Annotated in this window: 22 protein-coding genes and 1 riboswitch; of the genes, 13 read left to right on the top strand and 9 right to left on the bottom strand. The window is 73.7% G+C overall.

The window, feature by feature from the left end; translation table 11 throughout:
- Positions 1 to 10 precede the first annotated feature (10 nt).
- From ACFY2K_RS18845 to ACFY2K_RS18835, 3 genes are all read left to right on the top strand, one after another.
- Positions 11 to 760 carry an IclR family transcriptional regulator gene (locus ACFY2K_RS18845; RefSeq protein WP_387712595.1) on the top strand — a complete coding sequence of 250 codons (750 nt, stop codon included), beginning with the start codon at positions 11 to 13 and terminating at the stop codon, positions 758 to 760.
- A 46-nt stretch (positions 761 to 806) separates the two neighbouring features.
- On the top strand, positions 807 to 1,217 hold the full coding sequence (locus ACFY2K_RS18840; RefSeq protein WP_375893625.1) for a RidA family protein: 411 nt from the start codon (positions 807 to 809) through the stop codon (positions 1,215 to 1,217).
- Between the two features lie 198 nt (positions 1,218 to 1,415).
- Complete coding sequence (locus ACFY2K_RS18835) at positions 1,416 to 2,141, top strand: DUF2470 domain-containing protein (RefSeq protein WP_387712593.1); 726 nt, start codon at positions 1,416 to 1,418, stop codon at positions 2,139 to 2,141.
- 260 nt (positions 2,142 to 2,401) lie between these two features.
- Here ACFY2K_RS18835 and ACFY2K_RS18830 read toward each other — a convergent pair whose 3' ends face one another.
- Positions 2,402 to 3,367 (bottom strand): peptidoglycan DD-metalloendopeptidase family protein, encoded by a 966-nt coding sequence (locus ACFY2K_RS18830; RefSeq protein WP_380526637.1) that lies wholly within the window; start codon positions 3,365 to 3,367, stop codon positions 2,402 to 2,404.
- A gap of 2 nt (positions 3,368 to 3,369) precedes the next feature.
- Positions 3,370 to 3,552, bottom strand: a riboswitch (cyclic di-AMP (ydaO/yuaA leader).
- A 312-nt stretch (positions 3,553 to 3,864) separates the two neighbouring features.
- Here ACFY2K_RS18830 and ACFY2K_RS18825 point away from each other — a divergent pair.
- Positions 3,865 to 5,406 carry an MFS transporter gene (locus tag ACFY2K_RS18825; protein WP_387712590.1) on the top strand — a complete coding sequence of 514 codons (1,542 nt, stop codon included), beginning with the start codon at positions 3,865 to 3,867 and terminating at the stop codon, positions 5,404 to 5,406.
- Between the two features lie 7 nt (positions 5,407 to 5,413).
- On the opposite strand, the gene purB is transcribed toward ACFY2K_RS18825, so the two are convergent.
- The 4 genes from purB to ACFY2K_RS18805 all read right to left on the bottom strand — a co-directional run bounded on the left by purB (position 5,414) and on the right by ACFY2K_RS18805 (position 8,727).
- Positions 5,414 to 6,844 (bottom strand): adenylosuccinate lyase, encoded by a 1,431-nt coding sequence (gene purB, locus ACFY2K_RS18820; protein ID WP_380526639.1) that lies wholly within the window; start codon positions 6,842 to 6,844, stop codon positions 5,414 to 5,416.
- 103 nt (positions 6,845 to 6,947) lie between these two features.
- Positions 6,948 to 7,406: a MarR family winged helix-turn-helix transcriptional regulator gene (locus tag ACFY2K_RS18815; protein ID WP_375893617.1), complete on the bottom strand. Its 459-nt coding sequence runs from the start codon at positions 7,404 to 7,406 to the stop codon at positions 6,948 to 6,950.
- Between the two features lie 152 nt (positions 7,407 to 7,558).
- Positions 7,559 to 7,975 carry a DUF3037 domain-containing protein gene (locus ACFY2K_RS18810; RefSeq protein WP_375893616.1) on the bottom strand — a complete coding sequence of 139 codons (417 nt, stop codon included), beginning with the start codon at positions 7,973 to 7,975 and terminating at the stop codon, positions 7,559 to 7,561.
- Entirely contained in the window at positions 7,972 to 8,727 is a 756-nt protein-coding gene (locus ACFY2K_RS18805; RefSeq protein ID WP_375893615.1) for a HipA family kinase, read from the bottom strand. Before ACFY2K_RS18805 ends, ACFY2K_RS18810 begins: the two co-directional genes overlap by 4 nt.
- Before the next feature lie 183 nt (positions 8,728 to 8,910).
- Here ACFY2K_RS18805 and ACFY2K_RS18800 point away from each other — a divergent pair, with 183 nt between their 5' ends.
- Positions 8,911 to 10,269, top strand: coding sequence for an NAD(P)/FAD-dependent oxidoreductase (locus ACFY2K_RS18800; RefSeq protein WP_380528719.1), 1,359 nt, complete (start codon positions 8,911 to 8,913; stop codon positions 10,267 to 10,269).
- A gap of 101 nt (positions 10,270 to 10,370) precedes the next feature.
- Here ACFY2K_RS18800 and ACFY2K_RS18795 read toward each other — a convergent pair whose 3' ends face one another.
- Together ACFY2K_RS18795 and ACFY2K_RS18790 are read right to left on the bottom strand one after the other, a co-directional pair.
- Positions 10,371 to 11,573 (bottom strand): GDSL-type esterase/lipase family protein, encoded by a 1,203-nt coding sequence (locus ACFY2K_RS18795; RefSeq protein WP_387712585.1) that lies wholly within the window; start codon positions 11,571 to 11,573, stop codon positions 10,371 to 10,373.
- A gap of 158 nt (positions 11,574 to 11,731) precedes the next feature.
- Positions 11,732 to 13,063 carry an aminotransferase class I/II-fold pyridoxal phosphate-dependent enzyme gene (locus ACFY2K_RS18790; RefSeq protein WP_387712582.1) on the bottom strand — a complete coding sequence of 444 codons (1,332 nt, stop codon included), beginning with the start codon at positions 13,061 to 13,063 and terminating at the stop codon, positions 11,732 to 11,734.
- A 34-nt stretch (positions 13,064 to 13,097) separates the two neighbouring features.
- On the opposite strand from ACFY2K_RS18790, the gene ACFY2K_RS18785 reads away from it, so the two are divergent.
- The 6 genes from ACFY2K_RS18785 to ACFY2K_RS18760 all read left to right on the top strand — a co-directional run bounded on the left by ACFY2K_RS18785 (position 13,098) and on the right by ACFY2K_RS18760 (position 18,818).
- A complete protein-coding gene (locus ACFY2K_RS18785; protein WP_380402099.1) occupies positions 13,098 to 13,772 on the top strand; it encodes a pyridoxamine 5'-phosphate oxidase family protein in 675 nt (224 codons plus the stop codon).
- A gap of 13 nt (positions 13,773 to 13,785) precedes the next feature.
- Positions 13,786 to 14,469: an FMN-binding negative transcriptional regulator gene (locus tag ACFY2K_RS18780; protein WP_380528716.1), complete on the top strand. Its 684-nt coding sequence runs from the start codon at positions 13,786 to 13,788 to the stop codon at positions 14,467 to 14,469.
- Between the two features lie 113 nt (positions 14,470 to 14,582).
- Positions 14,583 to 15,995: a sugar porter family MFS transporter gene (locus ACFY2K_RS18775; RefSeq protein WP_380528714.1), complete on the top strand. Its 1,413-nt coding sequence runs from the start codon at positions 14,583 to 14,585 to the stop codon at positions 15,993 to 15,995.
- Between the two features lie 104 nt (positions 15,996 to 16,099).
- Positions 16,100 to 16,801: a dienelactone hydrolase family protein gene (locus ACFY2K_RS18770; protein ID WP_380644507.1), complete on the top strand. Its 702-nt coding sequence runs from the start codon at positions 16,100 to 16,102 to the stop codon at positions 16,799 to 16,801.
- Positions 16,802 to 16,907: 106 nt separating this feature from the next.
- Entirely contained in the window at positions 16,908 to 18,182 is a 1,275-nt protein-coding gene (locus ACFY2K_RS18765; RefSeq protein WP_375893601.1) for an MFS transporter, read from the top strand.
- 99 nt (positions 18,183 to 18,281) lie between these two features.
- Positions 18,282 to 18,818, top strand: coding sequence for an HAD domain-containing protein (locus ACFY2K_RS18760; protein WP_380528711.1), 537 nt, complete (start codon positions 18,282 to 18,284; stop codon positions 18,816 to 18,818).
- Here ACFY2K_RS18760 and ACFY2K_RS18755 read toward each other — a convergent pair.
- Positions 18,796 to 19,584, bottom strand: coding sequence for a CPBP family intramembrane glutamic endopeptidase (locus ACFY2K_RS18755; RefSeq protein ID WP_375893597.1), 789 nt, complete (start codon positions 19,582 to 19,584; stop codon positions 18,796 to 18,798). The genes ACFY2K_RS18760 and ACFY2K_RS18755 overlap by 23 nt on opposite strands.
- A gap of 76 nt (positions 19,585 to 19,660) precedes the next feature.
- Complete coding sequence (locus tag ACFY2K_RS18750; protein WP_380528710.1) at positions 19,661 to 21,166, bottom strand: glutamate--cysteine ligase; 1,506 nt, start codon at positions 21,164 to 21,166, stop codon at positions 19,661 to 19,663.
- A gap of 376 nt (positions 21,167 to 21,542) precedes the next feature.
- Between ACFY2K_RS18750 and ACFY2K_RS18745 the strand changes: the two genes are divergently transcribed.
- On the top strand, positions 21,543 to 22,115 hold the full coding sequence (locus tag ACFY2K_RS18745) for a hypothetical protein (RefSeq protein WP_380402117.1): 573 nt from the start codon (positions 21,543 to 21,545) through the stop codon (positions 22,113 to 22,115).
- A 407-nt stretch (positions 22,116 to 22,522) separates the two neighbouring features.
- On the top strand, positions 22,523 to 22,714 hold the full coding sequence (locus ACFY2K_RS18740) for a DUF5999 family protein (RefSeq protein WP_360242315.1): 192 nt from the start codon (positions 22,523 to 22,525) through the stop codon (positions 22,712 to 22,714).
- Positions 22,715 to 22,753 lie beyond the last annotated feature (39 nt).

Below are 22,753 nucleotides of genomic sequence, written 5' to 3'. Positions count from 1 at the left end.
CACGAGCCCGATGAGTCAGACCGTCACCCGCGCCCTGCGCATCCTCGCCGAACTCGGCGAGGGCGAGCGCTCCCTCGACCAGTTGGCCGAGGTCCTCGGCGTGCACAAGACCACCGTGCTCCGGCTGCTCCAGAGCCTGGAGGAGGAACGGTTCGTCTACCGCGACGCGGCCTACCGCTACCACCTCGGCGCCGGCCTGTTCGCCCTGTCCGGCCTCGCCCTGGAGCAGCGCGGCATCCGCCGGATCGCCGCCCCGCACCTCGCCGAGCTGAACTCCGCCACCAGCCAGACCGTGCACCTGGCGGCCTACGAGGGCGGCGAGGTGGTCTACATCGACAAGTTCGACTCCCGCCACCCGGTCAGGATGTACTCCCGGATCGGCCTGCGCGCCGCCCTGCACAGCGCCGCCGTCTCCAAGGTCCTGCTGGCCGACCTCCCGCTGCCCGAGCGCCGCCGGGTGGTGGCCGGGATCGACTTCACCCCGCACACCGAACGCACCCTCACCACGCCCGAGGCGCTGCTCGCCGAGCTGGAGAAGGTCGCGGCCCAGGGCTGGGCGCAGGACCACGCCGAGCACGAGGCCTTCATCAACTGCGTCGCCGCCCCGATCCGGGACGCCAGCGGCCGGGTGGTCGCCGCCGCCTCCATCTCCGTCCCGGACGTCCTCCTCCCGTACGAGCAGGTGCTGGACCTCCTCCCGCAGCTGCTCGCGACCGCCCGGGCGGTCTCGGCCGACTGCGGCCGCCCCGACCACAACTGACGAACCGTCACCGCACCGTCCCCGACCGCAAGGAGTCCCGACCCCGATGTCCTCCGACAAGACCGAGATCCGCACCGACGGCGCCCCGGCCCCGGCCTGGATGTTCTCCCAGGGCGTCCGCAAGGGCCCGATCCTCCAGGTCTCCGGCCAGGGCCCGCAGGATCCGGCGACCGGCGAGTACCTCCACCACGGCGACGTGAAGGCGCAGACCCGCCGCACCCTGGAGAACGTCAAGGCCATCGTCGAGGCCGGCGGCGCCACCATCGAGGACGTGGTGATGTTCCGCGTCTACCTCACCAAGCGCGCCGACTTCCCGCTGATGAACGAGGTCTACGCCGAGTTCATCGAGGAGAACGTCAAGCCCGGCGGGGTGAAGCCGTGCCGCACCACGATCTTCGTCGAACTGCCGCAGGAGCCGATGCTGGTGGAGATCGACGCCCAGGCCGTCATCGGCTGACCACCTGACCGCCTGACCGCCCGGCGGCCTGACGGCCCGACCCGCTGCCGCGACACCCCGAGGGCCCGGACGCCACCAACGCGTCCGGGCCCTCGGCGCATCCCCACCCGGCCACGCCGCCGCACCACCGCCCGCCCACTTGCCACACCTCCAGGGGGACATTAGGTTAGCCTCACCTAACCAACAGGAGGTCCGTTCATGAGCATCACCGCCGGTGACGCCGAGGTGCCCGAGCCCACCACCGCCGAGCGGGTCCGCAGCCTGCTCAGCGCGACCTCCTCGCTCACCGTCCGCGCCCTCGGCGAGCACCACGACCTGGACACCCCGGTCTCCGTCCACGGCTCCCGGCTGCGCCTGCGCGCCCCGCTGGACGCCCCGCTCGTCGCGGCCCTCGCCGGCGCCACCGCCACCGACGGCCTGGCCGTCGTGCTCGACGTCACCGACGTCTCCCCCGTGGCCGTCCGCGACCGCATCCGCGGCCGACTCACCCTGGCCGGCCGGCTGCACCTGGCCCACCTCGCCGACGACGGCCTCAGCGTCCACCTGCGGGTCGACGTCGCCCACGCCGTCCTCGCCACCCCGTACGGCACCGGCGCGCTCACCGCCGCCGACCTCTCCCTCGCCGCCCCCGACCCGCTGGCCCGTCACGAGGCCGCCCTGCTCACCCACCTGGCCGACGACCACGCCGACGCCCTCGACCTGCTCACCCGGCTGCTCGACCCGGCGCTGCTCACCCACGGCCCGGCCGTCCGCCCGCTCGCCCTGGACCGCCACGGCCTGGTACTGCGCCTGGACCACTCGCACGGCCACCGCGACGTCCGCCTGGTCTTCCCCGAACCCGCCTGCGACACCGAGGACTTCGGCCACCGGATGCACGACCTGATGGCCGCCGCCGAACACGGCCTCCCGGCCCGCCGCCCCTGACCGCCGCCGCAGTCGGCGCAGTCAGCGCGAATACGAGACGTACCCGTGGACCACGACGACCGAGCGGAGAACGGCAGCGGCCGGCCCGGCCGTACGAGAGGTTGTCCCGTACGGCCGGGCCGGCCTTGGGCGTGTCCCGCGCCCAGGTCCACCGGTGCGGCGATCACCCGGTCGAGCGGTCACCCGACATGACCATCCCGGGCGTCGATTCGCCCCGCACCAGCGGTGGTTCACACGTTCCTGCGGAAGGCCCCGGAGGGTCAGAGCGCGACGCCGTGCGCCCGCAGGTAGGCGACCGGGTCGATGTCCGAGCCGTACTCGGAACCGGTACGGATCTCGAAGTGCAGGTGCGGGCCGGTCACGTTGCCGGTCGCACCGGAGAGGCCGAGCTGCTGGCCGGCGGTGACGGTCTGACCGACGCTCACGCCGATCGAGGACAGGTGCGCGTACTGGGCGTACTTGCCGTCGGCGAGCTTGATCTCGACCTCGTTGCCGTAGGCGCCGTCGCTGCCGGCCTTCACCACGACACCGTTGGCGACGGCGCGCAGCGGGGTGCCGGTGGAGGCGACGAAGTCCTGGCCGGTGTGGTGGCCGGAGGCCCACATCGAGCCGGCCACGCCGTAGGCCTCGCCCAGCACGGGGTTGGCGAGCGGGGCGACGTAGCCGGAGGTGGCGGCGACCGGGGCCGCGGTCACGGCCTGGGCCGGGGCGGCGGTCTGAACCTGGGTCTGCACCTGGGCGCCGGGCTTGGCGGCCTCGGTCCGGACCTGCACCTGGGAGTCCGCGGCAGCGGAGGTGTCCTGGGTGACCGGCGCGGCGGACTTCGCCGGAGCGGCCGGCTTGGCCGGGGCGGCAGGCTTCGCCGGAGCGGCGGCGTGACCGGCGAGGGCCAGCTGCTGACCGGGGAAGATCAGGTTCGGGTCGGCGCCGACCACCGAGCGGTTCTGCTCGTACAGCGCGTGCCAGCCGCCCTCGACGTTCTTGGCGTCGGCGATCTTCGACAGGGTGTCACCGCTGACGACGCGGTAGCTCTGCTGGGCGGCCGGGGCGGCAGCCGGAGCGGCGGCCCCGGAAGCGGCCGGGGCGGTGGTGGCCGCCGGGGCGGTGTGCGCCTGGGCGCTCATCGCGGTCACGAGCGGCAGGACGAACGAGGCCCCGGTGACGGCGGTGGCGATGCCGATGCGGGCGGCACGGGGCAGGGCGATACGACGAGCCTGTGCAGGCATGGAATTTTCCTCTCCGACGCCTGCGAGGTGAGCTGTCGGGTTCGGGCTGGAGTTGCCCGGCCGCATGTGCGGCTTCACCCCAAGCCGGCCCTGGTGGTCCGCGCCCGAAAAGGCGCGAACTCCGGTCCGGCGACTTACCTGTGGGTCCCCCGCTCCTGCCGTACAGAGTTCGGTGCGAGCCACCGGGCAGCGGCAGGACTCGGCGTTCCACCCGGTGGATCCGTCCGGACTGGCCGGGCGGTCGCTGAACTAAAACTCATCCGTTCGGGTGAAGCAATGTCGATCTCTTGAATCGGCAACAACCCCCGCGGCCCCGTCACCCTCCGAATGATCCCTTGCACGCTCCGTGCACGATCCATTCACCCGGCGCCACTGATCCACCACCCTGCGCCGCCGGGACCACCCCCGTGCGACCGTCCGTTCACGCACCGCCACCGACCGACACACCACCCGGTGACCCTTGTCACGTACGCCCCGGCGGGCGCAGGATTCGGCCCGTGGCCACCTCTCAAGCCGGCACTCTGCGCCTGGGCACCGCGCAGGGCCGCTGGGTACTCCTCGCGACAGTGCTCGGCTCCAGCATGGCGATGCTCGACGGCACCGTCGTCAACGTCGCCCTGCCCCGGATCGGCGCCGACCTCGGCGCCTCCCTCGCCTCCCTGCAATGGACCCTGAACGCCTATCTGCTCACCCTGGCCGGCCTGATCCTGCTCGGCGGCGCCCTCGGCGACCGCTACGGACGGCGCCGGGTCTTCCTGATCGGCGTGGTCTGGTTCGCCGTCGCCTCCGCGGCCTGCGCCGCGGCCCCGACCATCCACGTGCTGATCGCCGCCCGCGCCGTCCAGGGCATCGGCGGCGCGCTGCTCACCCCGGGCTCGCTCGCCATGCTCCAGGCGGTCTTCTACCCGGACGACCGCTCGGCGGCGGTCGGCCTCTGGTCCGGCCTGGGCGGGGTGTCGGCGGCCGTCGGCCCCTTCCTCGGCGGCTGGCTGGTGGACGGCCCGGGCTGGCGCTGGATCTTCCTGCTGAACCTGCCGCTGGCCGCCGCCGTGATCGCGGTGACCTCCCGTTACGTCCCGGAGAGCCGGGACGAGTCCGCCGCCGGCCGCTTCGACGTGCCCGGCGCCCTGCTCGCCGCCCTCGCGCTCGGCGCCGTCACCTACGCGCTCACCGCCGCCGGGGAGGGACTGTCCCCCGCCGTCTGGGTCACCGGTGCGATCGGCCTGCTGCTGGCCGCCGCCTTCGTGGCCGTCGAGCGGCGCACGCCCGACCCGATGCTGCCGCTCGGCCTGTTCTCCTCCCGGCTCTTCACCGCCGTGAACCTGGTCACCCTCTGCGTCTACGCGGCGTTCAGCGGGGTCTTCTTCCTGCTGGTGGTGCAGCTGCAGATCGTCTCGGGCTTCTCCCCGCTGGTCTCCGGCTTCGCCCTGGTGCCGATCACGGTGCTGATGCTGACCCTGTCCGCGCGCGCCGGACGGCTCGGCAAGCGGATCGGCCCGCGCGTCCCGCTCACCGTCGGCCCGCTGCTGTGCGCCGCCGGGGTGCTGCTGATGCTGCGCACCGGCCCCGGCTCCTCCTACTGGGCGGACGTGCTGCCCGCGGTCGCGGTGATGGGCTCCGGGATGACGCTGCTGGTCGCCCCGCTGACCGCCACCGTGCTGGCCGCCGTCGAGGTGCGGCACGCGGGCATCGCCAGCGGCGTCAACAACGCCGCCGCCCGCGCGGCCGGCCTGCTCGCGGTCGCCGCCCTGCCGGCCCTGGCCGGACTGAGCGGCGACGCCTACCGGGTGCCCTCCGCGGTGGACTCCGCCTTCCACACCGCGATGCTGATCTGCGCGGGGCTGCTGGCCGCCGGCGGGCTGATCGCCTTCGCCACCGTCCGGGGCAATGTGCTGGCGCCGGAGGAGGAGCACCCGGTGGCCGAGCCGAACTGCGACTGGCCCTGCGCCACCACCACCCCGCCGCTCGACCCGGGCCGCCCCCGGACGCGCGAGGGCCCCGCCACCGGAACGGCGGCAGGGCCCTCGTCAGAGAACTGACTCCTCGTCAGAGGATGTCGCCGGGGGCGTACTTGGCCGCCTCCGGGTAGGCCGCCGCGACGGCCTCCACCTGTCGGACGACCTCGGCGACCTGCGCCCCGGCCGCACCGGTGAAGGACAGCCGGTCGGCGAGCAGCGCGTCCAGCCCGGCCCGGTCCAGCGGGATCCGCTCGTCGGCGGCGAGGCGGTCCAGCAGCTCGTTCTCCCGGGCGCCGGCGCGCATCGCCAGCGCCGAGGCGACGGCGTGCTCCTTGATGACCTCGTGGCCGGTCTCCCGGCCGACGCCCGCACGCACCGCGCCCATCAGCACCTTGGTGGTGGCCAGGAACGGCAGGTAGCGGTCCAGCTCGGCCTCGATCACGGCCGGGAAGGCGCCGAACTCGTCCAGGACGGTGAGGAAGGTCTCCAGCAGGCCGTCGAAGGCGAAGAAGGCGTCCGGCAGCGCGACCCGGCGCACCACGGAGCAGGAGACGTCGCCCTCGTTCCACTGGTCGCCGGCCAGCTCGCCGGTCATCGACGCGTAACCGCGCAGGATGACCGCCAGGCCGTTGACGCGCTCGCAGGAGCGGGTGTTCATCTTGTGCGGCATCGCGGAGGAGCCGACCTGGCCCTCCTTGAAGCCCTCCGTGACCAGCTCGTGGCCGGCCATCAGGCGGATGGTCTTGGCCAGGCTGGACGGCGCGGCGGCCAGCTGGACGAGGGCGGTGAGCACCTCGAAGTCCAGCGAGCGCGGGTAGACCTGGCCGACGCTGGTCAGCACGTGGTCGAAGCCGAGGTGGCCGGCGACCCGGCGCTCCAGCTCGGCCAGCTTCTCGGTGTCGCCGCCGAGCAGGTCCAGCATGTCCTGGGCGGTGCCGACCGGGCCCTTGATCCCGCGCAGCGGGTAGCGGGCGATCAGCTCCTCCAGACGGCGGAAGGCGACCAGCAGCTCGTCGGTGATCGACGCGAAGCGCTTGCCCAGGGTGGTGGCCTGCGCGGCCACGTTGTGCGAACGGCCGGCCATGACCAGCTCGGAGTGCTGGGCGGACAGCTTGGCCAGGCGCACCAGGACGGCGACCGTACGGTCCCGGACGTGCTCCAGGGACTGGCGGATCTGCAGCTGCTCGACGTTCTCGGTCAGGTCCCGGGACGTCATGCCCTTGTGGATCTGCTCGTGGCCGGCGAGCTCGCTGAACTCCTCGATCCGGGCCTTCACGTCGTGGCGGGTGACCCGCTCACGGGCGGCGATCGAGCCGAGGTCGACCTGGTCGACCACCCGCTCGTAGTCGGCGACGGCATTCGCGGGCACCTCGACACCGAGGTCCTGCTGGGCCTTCAGGACGGCGAGCCACAGGTGGCGCTCGAGGACCACCTTGTGCTCGGGGGACCACAGCTGGGCCAGGGTCGCCGAGGCGTACCGGGAGGCCAGGACATTGGGGATCTGGGGCTTCGCGCTCACGCTTCGCAAGCCTAACAGCCGAGGTCACGCCGAACGTCGGCGGATGGCGCGAGGCCGCACCGACCCGGCCGGCGGGCCCGACCGGCGGGCCCGGTGGCCGCCGCTACTGCGGCGCGGCGCCCGTCCGGCCGGCCAGCACCGGGAGGACCTGCCCGCAGATCGAGTGCAGGGCGATCCGCTGCTCGTCGGTCATCGCCGAGAAGGCCTGGTGGGTTCGGGCCATCTCGCCGCGGATCCGGTTGAGGATCTCCCGGCCCTCGGCCGTGATCACCACGATCTTCACCCGGCGGTCACCGGCGGCCGCCTCCCGGTTGGCCAGGCCCAGCGTCTCCAGCCGGTCCACGATCCCGGTCACGTTCGACGCGTCGCAGCCCAGTCGCCCGGCCAGCGCGCGCATCGGCACCGGCTCCTGCACCGAGCCCAGCGCCTTGGCCTGGGAGGAGGACAGCCCGTGCCGGGCCGCGGCGGCCGCGAAGTCCTGGAAGTACGCGGCACCGACGGCGGCCAACGCCTCCATCAGCTCGGCGTTGGTCGGTACGGTCGTCGTCGAGATCGAACCCATGGGGTCAGCGTACGGCTGAGTGCTTCACTAACTCAAGCTTTGACCACGGCAAACGTCGGCGAGCCGCCTCACAGTACCCCCGTTCGGGGCACGAGGGACAGGAGGGACGGAGACGCGGGAGGCGCAGCAGGGCCGGGCCCGGAGCGGCGGGGTCAGAGCACCAGCTGGTCGAACAGCCGCCGCAGCTCGACCTCCGGGTCCGCGGTCAGCCCGGTGTGCACCGGCCCCGGCTGGACGACCGCGCTGCGCGGCGCCGTCAGCCAGCGGAACCGCTGCCCGGGGCTGTCCGAGGCCGCCGGACCGGCCTGCGGCCCGCCCAGGCAGACCGCCTCGATCCCCTGCAACGCCCGGCGCACCCCCTGCACGTCCGCGACCGGGTCCAGCGCCAGCAGCCGGGCCTGGTCCAGGTGGGTCCGCGCGGCCAGGTGGGCGCTCTGCCGGCAGTACAGCAGCACCCCGACGTTCACGCACTCACCCCGCTCGACCCGCGGCACCGCCCGGATCACGGCGTACTCGTAGTCGTGCAGCTCCACGACGGCCGGCAGCGCGGCCGACAGCGGCCCGGTCATGCGGACACCTCCGGCAGCCAGTCCCGCGGACCGGCCAGTCGCCCGGTCAGCTGGGCGCGGTACGCGGCGCGTACGTCCTCGGGCGAGTCGAAGCCGAACTCGTCCACCAGCCACACCTCGGGGATCTGCGCCACCGCCGCCTCGACGGCCTCCTCCGCGATCGGCGCGAGCGCCTTGTCCGCCGCCGCCAGGTCCGGCCGGGCGCGCAGCAGCGCGTGGTCGGAGGCGTCGTACGGGCGGCGCACCCAGGCCGCGGCGCCGGGCCAGTTGTGGTGGAAGATCAGGCTCGCGCCGTGGTCGATCAGGCGCAGCCCGCCGGTCGCCACCAGCAGGTTGGGGTTGCGCCAGGACCGGTCGACGTTGCCGATCAGCGCGTCGAACCAGAGCACCTGCCCGGCCAGTTCGGGGTCCACCTCGAAGCAGAGCGGGTCGAAGTTCAGCGCCCCGCTGACGAAGGCCATCCCGAGGTTGGTCCCGCCGCTGGCCCGCATCTGGTCCTGGACCTGGTGGTCCGGCTCGCTGCGCGCGAGCACCGGATCCAGGTCGACGGTCACCAGCTCCGGCACCGGCAGCCCCAGCCGCCGCCCCAGCTCGCCGGCCAGCACCTCCGCGACCAGCGCCTTCCGGCCCTGCGCGGCGCCGACCCATTTCAGCGCGTACAGCCGCCGGTCGTCGGCCTCGACCAGGCCCGGCATCGAGCCGCCTTCTCGCAGTGGCGTCACGTACCGGATCGCCGTCACCTCGGGGAGCACGCCCGACAGCCTATCGGTGCCCCGCCCCGCCCCGGCCCCCGACAGGAGCCCCTCTTCAGGAACCCCTCTTCCCCCTCCTCCCCCCTGCGCCCCATCCCGGTGGCAGCCCCCGCTGCTCCGTGCGAGTGTGGCGGACAGTAATGGGGGCCTTCCGGTACGACCTGTACGGCAAAGGGATGAGCGATGGAACGACCTCGGATCCTGATCGTCGGCGGCGGCTTCGCAGGCCTGGAGTGCGCCCGCCGCCTCGAACGCAAGCTCTCGCCGTCGGAGGCCGAGATCACGCTGGTCACGCCGTTCAGCTACCAGCTCTACCTCCCCCTCCTGCCCCACGTCGCGGCCGGCGTCCTCACCCCCCAGTCCGTGGCGGTCTCCCTGCGCCGGAGCCTGCGCCGCACCCACATCGTCCCCGGCGGCGCCATCGGCGTGGACCCGGCCTCCCGGGTGTGCGTGGTCCGCAAGATCACCGACGAGGTGGTCGCGCAGAAGTACGACGTCCTGGTGCTCGCCCCCGGCAGCGTCACCCGCACCTTCGACATCCCCGGCCTGACCGACTACGCCCGCGGCATGAAGACGCTCGCCGAGGCGGCCTACGTCCGCGACCACGTGATCGCCCAACTCGACCTCGCCTCGGCCACCCTGGACCAGCACGAGCGCGAGTCCCGGCTGCAGTTCGTGGTCGTCGGCGGCGGCTACGCGGGCACCGAGACGGCCGCCTGCCTCCAGCGCCTCACCACCGCCGCCGCCCGCCGCTACCCGCGCCTGGACGCCCAGCAGATCAAGTGGCACCTGATCGACATCGCCCCCAAGCTGATGCCCGAACTGGGCGACGCCCTCGGCACGGCGGCCCTGGAGGTGCTGCGCGGCCGCGGCATCGAGGTGTCGCTCGGCGTGTCGGTGGCCGAGGTCGGCGCCGAGACGGTCAAGTTCACCGACGGCCGGGTGATCCCCTGCCGCACCCTGATCTGGACGGCCGGGGTGGCCGCGAGCCCGCTGATCGCCACCCTGGACGCGGAGACGGTCCGCGGCCGGCTCGCGGTGACGGCGGAGATGCGGGTGCCGCAGTTCGAGGGCGTGTTCGCGCTCGGCGACGCGGCCGCCGTCCCCGACCTGGCCAAGGGCGACGGCGCGGTCTGCCCGCCGACCGCCCAGCACTCGGCCCGCCAGGGCCGCGCGGTGGCCGACAACGTGATCGCCTCGCTGCGCAGCCAGCCGCTGGAGCCGTACTACCACAAGGACCTCGGCCTGGTGGTCGACCTCGGCGGCAAGGACGCGGTCTCCAAGCCGGTGGGCGTCGAACTACGCGGTGTTCCGGCCCAGTTGGTGGCCCGCGGCTACCACCTGATGGCGATGCGCACCAACGCGGCGAAGTTCCGGGTGGGGGCGAACTGGCTGCTCAACGCGACCGCCGGGGACGACTTCGTCCGCACCGGCTTCCTGGCCCGCCAGCCCGCCCGGCTGCAGGACTTCGAGTACACCGACGCCTATCTGACGAAGGATCAGGTCCGCGCCCACGCCCAGTCCCTGCTCGCCAAGGGCTGAACCCGAAAGCCGAGCCGAGCGCCGAGCCGAAGGCCGAGCCGAGCGCCGCACCGCCGCCCCCCACCCGCACACTCCGGACGAGGGGCGGCGGCACGTCCGCCTCACTCCGCCGTCAGGTACATCCCGCTCGCGTCCCGCCCGGCCGTGTTGTTGCACGCGTAGTTGCCGGTCGGCCGGGTCCACAGCTGCCCCAGACACGCGCCCAGCGCCTGCTGCCCGTAGTAGTTCGGGTGCATCGACTCCTGGACCGCGCCCTGGCTGGTGTTGAGACCGCCGTCCAGGAAGCGCGCCCACTCGCTGGTGGTCGCGGACGGGCCGGAGCCCGCGCTCGGCTGCTGCGCGGAGGTGGAGCACACCTCACGGCCCTGGAGCATGTTGGAGAGGTCCAGGAACTGCGCCCCCTTGGCGGCCGCGACCCCCGCCAGCGCCTTGGAGATCTGCGGCACCATCGAGTCGCGCGCCCAGTCGGCGTCGCCGTCCCAGAACGGGCAGCCGCCGGTGTCCGACCGGCTCCAGCCGCTCTCCGGGTAGCGCATCTCGGCGCTGCGCGGGATCGGCGAGGGGTACGACTGGAGCACCAGCCGGTAGTCGGAGCGCGCGTAGCCCGCGTTGGTCATGACGGCCCGGATCTCGTCGATCGCCTTGCTCACCCCGGCCATCGCGGTGGGCATCTTGGAGTCGATCTGGGACTGCGCCGAGCTGTGGCAGTAGGAGTACCAGACCAGGTAGTCCTGCACGCAGTTGGAGATGATCCCGGAGAAGCCGAGGTCGTTGCCGCCGATCGACAGCGTGATCAGCTTGACGTTGTTATGGGCCGCCACGGTGGCGAGTTGGTCGGCCTGCGGGGCCTCGCCCTTGAGGGACTGCCCGCCGTTGGAGGCGCGGAAGACGTTGCCGGTGACGGCGCCCGAGCAGGCCAGGTTGACCTGCTTCTGGGCGACGCCCTGGGCGCCGAGCACCTCGGCGACGTCGGAGCGGTCGCACCCGCTGGCCGCCGTCGCGCCGTAGACCAGCGAGGGGTCGTACGAACTGCCGTTCCAGGCCCGGTCGGTCCCGGTCCGGTTACCGCTGGAGTCGGCCGAGTTGCCCTTCCAGCGGCCGGCCTCGCCGGAGATGTAGCTGTCGCCGAGCGTGACGCTCGCGGTCGGTCCGCCCGGCGCGGCGGCCGGCGCGGCCGGGGCCGCCGAGGCGGGCGCGGCGAGGGCCAGCCCCGCCAGGGTCAGCGGCAGGGCTGCGGCTGCGGTGAGCAGCCGACGGCCGAGTCCAGGGGTGCTGCTGGTGCTGCTCGAACTGTTTTCGGGCACGGCGGAACTCCTGCGGCTCGGTCTCCCCGCGCGATGGGGACGGGAAGACGCGTACGTGAGGGAAGGCCGCCGGCGCCGGTGGCGCACGAAAGATGGCATGGCCGCGCCGGTTACCGCTAGGTACGTGCAGCAGGTTTCCCGCTTTGTTACCGACGGGTTCAGACCAGCCGGGTGTCGGCACCGCCCGTTCCCAGAACCGCCGCCAGATCGTTGGCCAGGTCCCTTGCGCCCGCCCGGTCGAGTCCCGCGACGGTGAACCGCAGCCCGGGCGGCGACTGGATCCGGTACCGCGCCCCGGGCGCCGCGACCCAGCCGCGCTGCACCAGGGCCGCCAGCGCCGAGGTCTCGTCCGGCACCGGCACCCAGACGTTCAGCCCGCTCGCCCCGTGCGCCTCGATGCCGCGCGCCGCCAGCTCCGCCAGCAGCGCGTCCCGCCGCTCCCGGTAGGCGGCGGCCACGCTCGCGGCGGGCGCCGCGTCGGCGCGCCACAGCTCGGCGACGGTGCGCTGCAGCAGGTGGCTGACCCAGCCCGCGCCGAGCCGCAGCCGCCCGGCGACCCGCCCGACCGTCTCCTCGTCGCCGACCATCACCGACACCCGCAGGTCCGGCCCGTACGCCTTGGCCGCCGAGCGCACCACCGCCCAGTGCCGCGGCCCCGCGCCGACCAGCGGCCGGTACGGCTGGTCGACCATGCCGTGCCCGTGGTCGTCCTCGATCAGCAGCACCCCGGGGTGCTCGGCCAGCACGGCCCGCAGCGCCGCGGCCCGCGCCTCGCCGAGCGCCGCACCGGTCGGGTTCTGCGCCCGGCTGGTCACCACCACCGCGCGGGCCCCGTCGGTGAGTGCCGCGGCCAGCGCCTCCGGCAGCGGCCCCTCGTCGTCCAGCCGTACGGGCAGGGGGCGCAGCCCCATCGCGGGCAGCAGGTCGAGCAGGCTGCCCCAGCCCGGGTCCTCGACCGCCACCGCGTCGCCGGGGCGCAGCCAGGCGCCGAGCGTGCGCTCGATGGTGTCCAGCGCGCCGGAGGCGACGGCGATCGGGCCGCCGGGCAGTCCGTCGGCCTCGAAGGAGCTGCGGGCGAGTTCGAGCAGCCCGGGGTCGATCCGCGACTGCCCGTACAGCACGGGTCCGGTCCGGGCGACCGCGGCCGCGAGGGCGGGGGCGAGGTCGGGCAGCAGCGCCGGGTCGGGGTTGCCGGTGGAGAGGTCGCGGGCGCGTTCGGGCACCGGGACGCGGATCTGGTCGCGGGGGGTGAGCGCGGGTCGGGGCAGGATCCGGCTGCCCTTGCGGCCGGCCGTCTCGATCACGCCCCGGTCGCGCAGCAGCCGGTAGGCGGCGGCCACCGTGTTGGGGTTGACGCCGAGTTCGACGGCGAGGTCGCGCAGCGGGGGGAGCGGGGTTCCGGGCGCGAGCTGTCCGCTGCTCACGCCCTGTTCGATGTGGGCCGCGATTTCGCTGGCGCGTCGCCCTTTCAGCGGATAGTCTCCTAGCACAAACCAGATTATGCACTAGTACATAGGGGTTGTCATGTCGACCACGCCGACGAACACCGAGGGCACCGACTACGCCCGGACCCCACGCACCACCCCCACCCGCTACAAGGACCGCGCCACCTGGGAGCGCGAGGCGATCCACGCCATCCTCGACGAGGCCTACCTCTGCCACCTCGGTTTCGTCGTCGACGGCGCCCCGGTCGTCCTGCCCACGGTCTTCGCCCGGGTCGGCAGCCGGCTCTACGTCCACGGCTCCACCGGCAGCCGCCCGCTGCGCGGCGCCGCCGACGACCAGGGCCTCCAGGTGTGCCTCACGGTCACCCACGTCGACGCCCTGGTGCTGACCAAGTCCGCGTTCAACCACTCGGTGAACTTCCGCTCGGTGGTCGCCCACGGCACCGCGTACCAGGTCACCGACCCCGAGGAGCTGGACGTCGCGCTGGCCGCCATCGTCGACCAGGTCGTCCCCGGCCGCTCCGGCGAGATCCGCCCGGCCAACCCCAAGGAGCTCGCCGCCACCGCCGTGCTCCGGCTGGAGCTGGACGAGGTCTCGGCGAAGACCCGCTCGGACGGCGCCGCCGACGACCCGGCCGACGCCGACCTGCCGTACTGGTCCGGCACCGTCCCGGTCAGCACCGCCTACGGCGCCCCCGAGCCGCACGACCCGAACGTCCCGCTGCCCGCGCACATGCGCCGCTACCCCCGCTGAGGAAGGCCGTTCGATGCTGATCAGGTCCTGGGACCGAGGTGACGAGGAGGAGTGGCGCGCCTGGCTGGCCGAGGGCCGCGACTTCGGCCTGCTCGCCGCCAACGGCGGCCCCGACGAGGGCCCGGTGCTCGTCCCCACCCACTTCCTGCTGGACGAGGAGGGCGGCGAGATCCTGCTCCACCTCGCCACGCCCAACCCGCTGCTGACCGCCGTCCGCGCCGACCCGAACGTCACCCTGGCGGTCACCGACGGCTACGCCTTCGCGCCCGGCCACTGGCGCGGCGAGCCCGGCACGCCCACCAGCTACTACGCCTCGGTGCACTTCCACTGCACCGCCGAGGTGGTGGAGTCCGCCGAGGGCAAGGCGGAGATCCTCAACCGCCAGCTGGCGCACTTCCAGCCGGAGACCCCTGAGGTCCGGGTGGTCCCCGGCCGGACGGAGTTCGGCCGGCTGCTGCCCGGCCTGCGCGGGCTCCGACTGACGGTCCGCGAGGTGCGCGCCAAGTTCAAGTACGACGACAAGAAGCCGGCCGCCGAACAGCACGCGATCGCCGGGCGGCTCGCCGAGCGCGCGGACGCCCCGGCGCTCCGCCGGGACCAGGACGCCGCCGCCCGCACCCAACTGCTGCGGCGCCACCGCCGACGTCAGGAGCGGCTCCAGGAGCGGCGCACGGCCACCGCGCGCGCCGCCGACTGACCCCGTTTCACCCGATCGGTCCCCAACTCGGGCGGGTCGGCCGCCGCGCTGCTCGAATGTGAGACGAGTCCTGCCCAGCCGTCGGGGCGGGCCCGTCCACCCGGGGAGCGCGCGTGTCTACAGTCCATCACCAGCGGGCCTCCGGCGAGGCCCACCTCGGGCACGTGATCTTCATCTCGGCGGCCGCCGCGATGGGCGGCTTCCTGTTCGGCTACGACAGCGCCGTGATCAACGGCGCCGTGACGGGCATCCAGAAGCACTTCGCGGTGGGCCACGGCACCACCGCCTTCGTGGTGGCCATCGCGCTGCTCGGCTCGGCCGCCGGCGCGGTGGTCGCCGGCCGGCTGGCCGACCACTTCGGCCGGGTGCGCACCATGCTGCTGGCCGCCGTGCTGTTCGCGGCCAGCGGCATCGGCTCGATGTTCCCGCCGAACATCGAGGCCCTCGCGAGCTGGCGCGTGGTCGGCGGCGTCGCGATCGGCATCGCCTCGGTGATCGCGCCGACCTACATCGCCGAGGTCGCGCCGACCGCCTACCGCGGCCGGCTCGCCTCCTTCCAGCAGATGGCGATCGTGCTCGGCATCACCGTCTCGCAGCTCGCCAACTACGCGCTCAACCAGGCCGCCGGCGGCGAGTCCACCGGCCACCTCGGCGGCATCCAGGCCTGGCAGTGGATGCTCGGCGTCGAGACCATCCCGGCCCTGGTGTACGGGCTGATGGCGCTCTCCATCCCGGAGTCGCCGCGCTTCCTGATCGCCGACCACCGCGAGGAGCAGGCCCGCAAGGTGCTGGTCGAGGTCGAGGGCGAGGACGTCGACCTGGACGCCCGGGTCGCCGAGATCCGCGCGGTGCTGGAATCCGCCCACAAGCCCCGGCTCAAGGACCTGCTCGGCGGCCGCTTCGGCCTGCTGCCGATCGTCTGGATCGGCATCGGCGCCTCGGTGTTCCAGCAGTTCGTCGGCATCAACGTGATCTTCTACTACTCCTCCCTGCTCTGGCAGTCGGTCGGCATCAACGAGTCCAACTCGCTGCTGATCAGCCTCTCCACCTCCATCGTCAACGTGATCGGCACGGTGATCGCGATGGCCCTGGTGGACCGGATCGGCCGCAAGCCGCTGGCCCTGGCCGGCTCGATCGGCATGGCGGCCGCGCTGGGCACCGCCGCCTGGGCGTTCTCCTACCGGCACGGCACCGGCGACACCGCGACCCTGGACAACACCCACGCCACCGTCGCCCTGGTCGCCGCCCACGTGTTCGTGCTCTGCTTCGCCTTCTCCTGGGGCGTGGTGGTCTGGGTGCTGCTCGGCGAGATGTTCCCCAACCGGATCCGGGCGCTGGCCCTGTCGGTCGCGGCCTCGGCCCAGTGGATCGCCAACTGGGCGATCACGGTCAGCTTCCCGGACCTCGCCGACTGGAACCTCTCCGCGACGTACGTCATCTACGCGGCCTTCGCGCTGCTCTCCATCCCGTTCGTGGCCTTCTGCATCAAGGAGACCAAGGGCCGCGCCCTGGAGGAGATGGGCTGACCGGCCCCGCCCTCCCGCTCCCCGCCGCAGACGGCCCGACCCACCGAACGGCCCGACCGCCGAACGGCCCAGCCCCGACCGGCCCGACCCACCGAGAGGAAGCCATGCCCGACCACGGCGGCCCCCGGCAGAACGTCAGCTTCCCGAGCAACGGCCGCACCGCGCACGGGTACCTGGCCCGCCCTCCGCAGGGCGTCGGACCGGGCCTGGTGGTGGTCCAGGAGTGGTGGGGGCTCACCTCGCACGTCGCGGACATGGCCGACCGCTTCGCCGCCGAGGGCTTCACCGTGCTGGCCCCCGACCTCTTCGGCGGCACCACCACCCACGACGGCGCCGAGGCGGCCCGGCTCAAGCGCGAACTCCCGGTCGAGCGGGCCGTCGAGGACCTCTCCGGCGCCGTCGGCCACCTGCTCGCGCTGGACGGCGTGGTCGGCGACGCGGTCGGCGCGGTCGGCTTCTGCATGGGCGGCGGCTTCGCCCTGATGCTGGCGGCCCGGGCCGGCGACGCCGTGGCCGCCGCGGTCCCCTTCTACGGCCTCCCGGCGGACCCCGACTTCGACTACCGCGGCCTGACCGCCCACGTCCTCGGCCACTTCGGCGAACTCGACGGCTCGATCCCGATGGCCGACGTGGACGAGGCGGCCACCCGGATCGGCGAGGCCACCGACGTCCGCCCCGAGATCCACTTCTACCCGGCCGGGCACGCCTTCATGAACGACGAGAACCCGCTGGGCACCTACGACGCCCTCCAGGCCCGGATCGCCTGGCGCCGTACCCTCACCTTCCTCTGGGGCCACCTGGGCTGACGCCCCGCCCCACCGCCCCGCCCCATCCGCCGCCGGCGCCCGCCCCCACCGGTTCGGGCGCGAAATCCGGATGACACCGGTACGAACTCCGACCATAGTCACCCGGGTGCCGACCCCACTCCCCCGCCGCCCCACCTGGGCGAGCCGCAACTTCCGCATCCAGACCGCCGCCACCGTGATCAGCGGCCTCGGCAACGCCGGCGCCCCCATCGCCACCGCCTTCGCCGTCCTCGGCAACGGCGGCGGCGCCACCGAGGTGGGCTACGTCACCGCCGCGCGGCTGCTGCCCACCGTGCTGTTCCTGCTGGTCGGCGGCACCCTCGCCGACCGGCTCCCGCGCCACCACGTGATGGTCGCCGCCAACCTGTTCAGCGGCGCCTCCCAGGCCGTGCTGGCCGCCCTGGTGCTGGCCGGGAACGTCCAGCTGTGGCAGCTGCTGGTGCTCTCCGCCGCCGGCGGCGCCGGCTACGCCCTCTACTCCCCCGCGGCCGGCGGCATGATCATGCAGGCCGTCCCCCAGGAGCACGCCGCCCGCGCCTTCGCGGTCTTCCGGATGGGCCTGAACGCCTCCCAGATCGGCGGCGCCGCCCTCGGCGGGGCGCTCACCGCCGCCGTCGGCCCCGGCTGGGTGCTGGCCCTGGACGCCCTCTGCTTCCTGGTCGCCGCCTCCCTGCGCTTCTTCCTGGAGCCCGAGTCCGCGCCCGCCCCCTCCGGCGGCGGCATGCTGCGCGACCTGCGCGAGGGCTGGCGGGAGTTCGCCTCCCGCCGCTGGCTGTGGGTGATCGTGCTGCAGTTCGCCGTCGTGGTGGCCTGCATCAACACCGTCGAGGCGGTGTACGGGCCGACGGTGGCCGACGAACGCCTGGGCGGCGCGGGCGCCTGGGGCCTGGCGATGTCCGCGTACGGCGTCGGCCTGGTCGTCACCGGCCTGCTGATGGCCCGTTGGCGCCCCCGCCGGATCCTGCTGGTCGGCAACTGGGGCGTGTTCCTGTTCGGCGCCCCGGCCCTCGCCCTGGCCGCCGGCGCCCCGCTGCCGCTGCTGATCGCCGCGATGTTCCTGTCCGGGGTCGGCGTCACGGTCTTCGGCGTCAACTGGATGGTCGTGCTCCAGCAGGAGATCCCGGAGGAGATGTTCTCCCGGGTCTCCGCGTACGACGAGCTCGGCTCCTACTCGCTGGCCCCGGTCGGCACCGCGCTGGCCGGCCCGGCCGCGGCCGCGCTCGGCCTCTCCGGCGCACTGTGGGCCTGCGCGGCGCTGTGCCTGCTGCTGAGCGCCGTCGTCCTGATCGACCCGCAGATCCGCCGGCTCTCCCGCCGCGACCCGCGGGGAAGCACCCCGGACGCACCGGTGCCCGCCGGCGAACCCGCGCCCGCGCCGTGAGCGCCCTGTGCGCCCCGCGTGCGCCCGTCGGAAAGCAACCATCGGGGCCGACGGTTCGTCCGACCGGGTAGGAAGATCCATCCACTTGGGGGCCCACCGGTGCCGAAGCCACTGCTGTTCCTGGACGTCGACGGGGTGCTGAACCCGGTCTGCCCGCCTCCGGACGCCGGGTTCGACACCCACACCCTGCTCGGCTACGCCGTCCTGCTCTCCGCCGAGCACGGCGCCTGGCTGCGCGAACTCGCCGGGACGTACGAGCTGGTCTGGGCCACCACCTGGGAGGAGCACGCCAACACCCACATCGCCCCGGCGATCGGCCTGGACCCGCTCCCCTTCGTCCGCTTCACCGGGTACGTCCAGCAACCCGGCGACCCGCACGTCCCGTTGATGCAGCTGTTCTCCGCCCGCAAGTGGGCACCGCTGCTGCGCTACGCCGAGGGCCGCCCGTTCGCCTGGGTGGACGACGTCATCCCGTCCCGGCTGGTCCGCCGCTCGCTGTGGCGCCGGGACCGCCTGCTGCTGCCGATCGACCCCGGCCGGGGCCTGGAGCGCCGGCACGTCGACCGGCTGCTCGCCCGCCCGCCGCGCAGCCAGTCCCTGTCGGGATCACCGGTCAGGGGGTCGGCAGCCAGCTGACGTGCCCGGCGAGCAGCGCGTACCCGACGAAGGCCACCGTGTCGATCAGCGCGTGCGCCGCCACCAGCGGCATCACCCGCCCCCAGCGCCGGTACAGCAGGCAGAACACCGCCCCCATCACCATGTTGCCGACCAGCCCGCCGACCCCCTGGTACAGGTGGTACGAGCCGCGCAGCACCGAGCTGGCCACCACCGCCGCCGGCCAGGACCATCCCCGCTGCCCCAGCCGGCGCAGCAGGTAGCCGAGGACGACGACCTCCTCCAGGATCGCGTTCTGCCAGGCCGACAGCACCAGCACCGGCACCCGCCACCACACGTCCGGCAGTCCGGAGGGCGCCACCGTCAGGTTGTACCCGGCCGCCTGCGAGGCCAGGTACAGCACCAGCCCGGAGCCGCCGATCGCCGCCGCGACGGCCGCGCCCCGGCCCAGGTCGCGCAGCTTCTCCCGCAGGTCGAAGCCCAGCACCCGCAGCGAGGCGCCCTCGCGCACCAGCAGGTAGCCGACCAGCACCACCGGCATCAGCCCGCGTCCGATGTAGTACAGCTGCCAGACCAGGTCCAGCCAGGGCCGCCCGGGCGCGCGCGAGCCGTTCAGGGTGGCGACCTGCTGCCCGAGCTGGAGCGGTTCGGTGAGCGAGCCCGCGAAGCTGATCAGCGCGCTGATCCCGCTGGCCCCGAGCGAGAGGCCGAGGACGACCAGCAGTTCCACGCCGAGCAGGCGTCGGTCGGGCCGCACGGTCTCCGGCACGGTCGGGCGGGTCGTCACGGGTGCTCCAGCGGACGGACGGTCGCTCCGGTCGTCGGCCGACGACCGGGGCGATCATCCTGACACAGCGGCGGGCTCAGCCCACCGGCCAGGTGTGCACCGGTTCGCCGCCGCGCATGTGCTCGGCGTAGCGCCTGGTCATCGCGGCGAGCGCGGCCGGGCGGTCCATGCCGTACTGCTCGCGCAACCGGTGGAAGGTGGCGCTCTGCCAGGCGGCGCCGTTGGTGCGGCGCAGGCAGCGCTGCTCGATGATCCCCAGGTAGCGGTCCCGGTCGGCGGGCTCCACGCCCCACTCGTCCAGCCCCTGGTAGGCCATCGGGAGGAGCTCGTTGAGCACCAGGTCGACCGCCGACACCGTCTGCAGCCCGCCGCCGCGGCCGGCCCGGCCGGGGCGCGGCCACTGGAACACCGCGTCGATGCCGTACCGGGCGCCCTGGCGGAAGTTCTCGTCCGCCCGCTCGAACGGCAGCCGGGTCCAGACCGGCCGGGGCTGCTCGGCGAGCACCCGCACCAGCCCGTAGTAGAAGGCGGCGTTGGCCAGCGTGTCGGCCACCGTCGGCCCGGCCGGCAGCGCCCGGTTCTCCACCCGCAGGTGCGCGACCCCGCCGGAGACGTCGTACACCGGGCGGTTCCAGCGGTAGATGGTGCCGTTGTGCAGCCGCATCTCGGCGAGCCTGGGCGCGCCGCCGGAGGCCAGCACCTTGAGCGGGTCCTCGTCGTCGCAGATCGGCAGGAGCGCCGGGAAGTAGCGCAGGTTCTCCTCGAACAGGTCGTACGCCGAGTCCACCCAGCGCTCGCCGAACCAGGTGATCGGGCGCACGCCCTGGGCCTTGAGCTCCGCCGAACGGGTGTCACAGGCCTGCTGGAAGAGCACCGGCCGGGTCTCCCGCCACAGCTCCCGTCCGAACAGGAAGGGGGAGTTGGCGCCGAGCGCCAGCTGCGGCCCGCAGATCGCCTGGGCGGCGTTCCACACCGAGGAGAACCGCTCCGGGGTCACCTGGAGGTGCAGTTGCAGCGAGGTCGCGGCGGCCTCGGCGACCATCGTGATGGACTCCAGCTGGAGGTGCTCCACGCCCTCGATGTCCAGCGCGATGTCCTCCCCCCGGGCGGCCAGGATCTGGTCGCTGAGCAGGCTGTAGCGCTGGTTGTGGCTCATCGCGTCCAGCCCGGTGTGGTCGTTCTCCAGGGTCGGCAGGATGCCCACCATGACGATCCGGGCGCCGGCCTCGGCCGCCTGCCGGTCGGCGTACCGCAGCCCGGTGTCGATCTCCTCGCGCAGTTCCTCGAAGACGTGCCCGCAGAGCCGGTGCGGCACGATGTTGACCTCGATGTTGAACTGGCCCAGTTCGGTCTGGAAGTCGCTGGACCCGATCGCGCTCAGCACCTGGGCGTTGCGCATGACCGGCAGGCCCTGTTCGTCGGCCAGGTTGAGCTCGATCTCCAGCCCCATCACGGCCCGCGGCCGGTCGAAGCGGTCCTCGCGCAGCATCCGCCCGAGCGCGTCGAGGCAGGCCTGGAGCTTGAGCCGGTACTGCTGCCGGTCCGCCAGATCCGCCCGTGTCGCCACGACCTTCTCGCCCACGGTCCCCTCCTCCTGAGACACCCGGCCGGTCGACCGTGCCAGCATCATGCCCACCTCGAAGATCGATACCCGAATGCTTGTACTGGCTTGCATTGCAAGGCATCTGACGGGAATTCAGGTCATCTGCAGACTTGCCCGCCGCCACCGCCTGTGATAAACAGATCACCCTGCGCATTTGTTCGATGAAGCCGCTGAGTTCGCACTGCGCTCCGGCCGGTCCGCTCCCGCCCCGAGTCCCTCATCGACGGCGGAGACCGCGCCGGCGCCGCGATCCTGCACAACCGGACAAGGCCGGCCCCCGTCACCGTGGACGCGCCGAGCCGCGCCGGTATGCCGCACTCGCACGCCGATCTCGCTTGGAGAGGCGGACCCCGCCATGACCCTGCAGACCCCCCAGCCCCCACCGAGTGCCCTGCGCGCGGTCCTGGGCGCGCTCGACTCGGAGACCGCGCTGCGCCAGCCCGCCGCCGCCGCGCTGCGTCACCCGACCGGTCCACTGCTCCCCGCGCACCCGCTCGCGGTGCACGTCCTGGACGGCCCGCGCCCCGAGCTGCCCGCCGCCCGGCGCACCGGCTGGCGGTTCCTGATCAAGGACGGCCCCGACGTGGCCGCCGCCGCCGAGGTGGTGCAGAGCCCCGAGGGCCACACCTTCTCCCACTTCACCGCCGGCCCGTACCTCTCCTCCACCGTCCGGGCACTGCGCGAGGCCTGGCAGCTCGCCCAGGGCTCCCGCTCCCGCCGCCAGCCCCGGCTGCTCACCTTCCCCGGCCAGTACGCCACCGCGCTCTGGCTGCACAGCCCCGACGCCGGCCCGTCCGCCGACCTGCTGATCCCGCTGGCCCCGGCCCCGCTCGGCGTCACCGCGCACCGCGCCTACCCGGCCGCCGAGCTGCTCCCGCTGCTCGCCCGCGCCCCGCTGGCCGGATCCCTGCTGCTCGGCTCCCCCTGAGGACGCGCACCGCACCGGCCGTCGGGCACCGCGCCCGGCGGCCCTTCGCCGCGCCCGCCCCGCCCGCCGCCCTCACCCGAACGGCCACTACCCGGACGGGCCATCCGCCATGGCCCTCTCGGGCCATGCCCCGACTGGCCCACTGGTGCGCGATTTCTCCCCGGCCCCACCTGAACGGGTGATCTCTGTCCCGGAGTTGTGGCGCATGTCACGAAATTGCTGCGCGCGCGTCCGCAGATGCCGACACTGGGAACCAGCGTGGAAGGACCCCCTGTCCTACCCACTTGAGTGCTGGCCAAACCTGGCCGGCACGCGGACAGGATCCGACCACCACGGCGGCCCCGGACGGCTCGACCTCCGGGAACCGCACCACGGGGAGGATCGCAGAGCGAAGCGAGGGTACGCGTATGTGCCAGCACCGTCCTGAGTGCCCGACGGCCGAGTCCGAGGACCGCGAAGCGGCCGAGCCGGTGGCCTGCCACCCGGAGCAGGGCTGGAGCCTGCTCTGCAACGGCGTCCTCCTGTTCGAGGACACCGGAGAACTGCTGCCCGACGGCCGGGTGATCGCCCCGCGCCGCCCGGTCGCCCACGCGGCCTGAGCCCACGCCGCCCCGCCGCCCCACCGCCCGCGCCGCCAC

The organism is Kitasatospora sp. NPDC001309, from assembly GCF_042896295.1.
Classification (GTDB): domain Bacteria; phylum Actinomycetota; class Actinomycetes; order Streptomycetales; family Streptomycetaceae; genus Kitasatospora.
The sequence above is the reverse complement of the archived record's forward strand: the minus strand, read 5'-3'. Positions and strand labels throughout refer to the sequence as shown.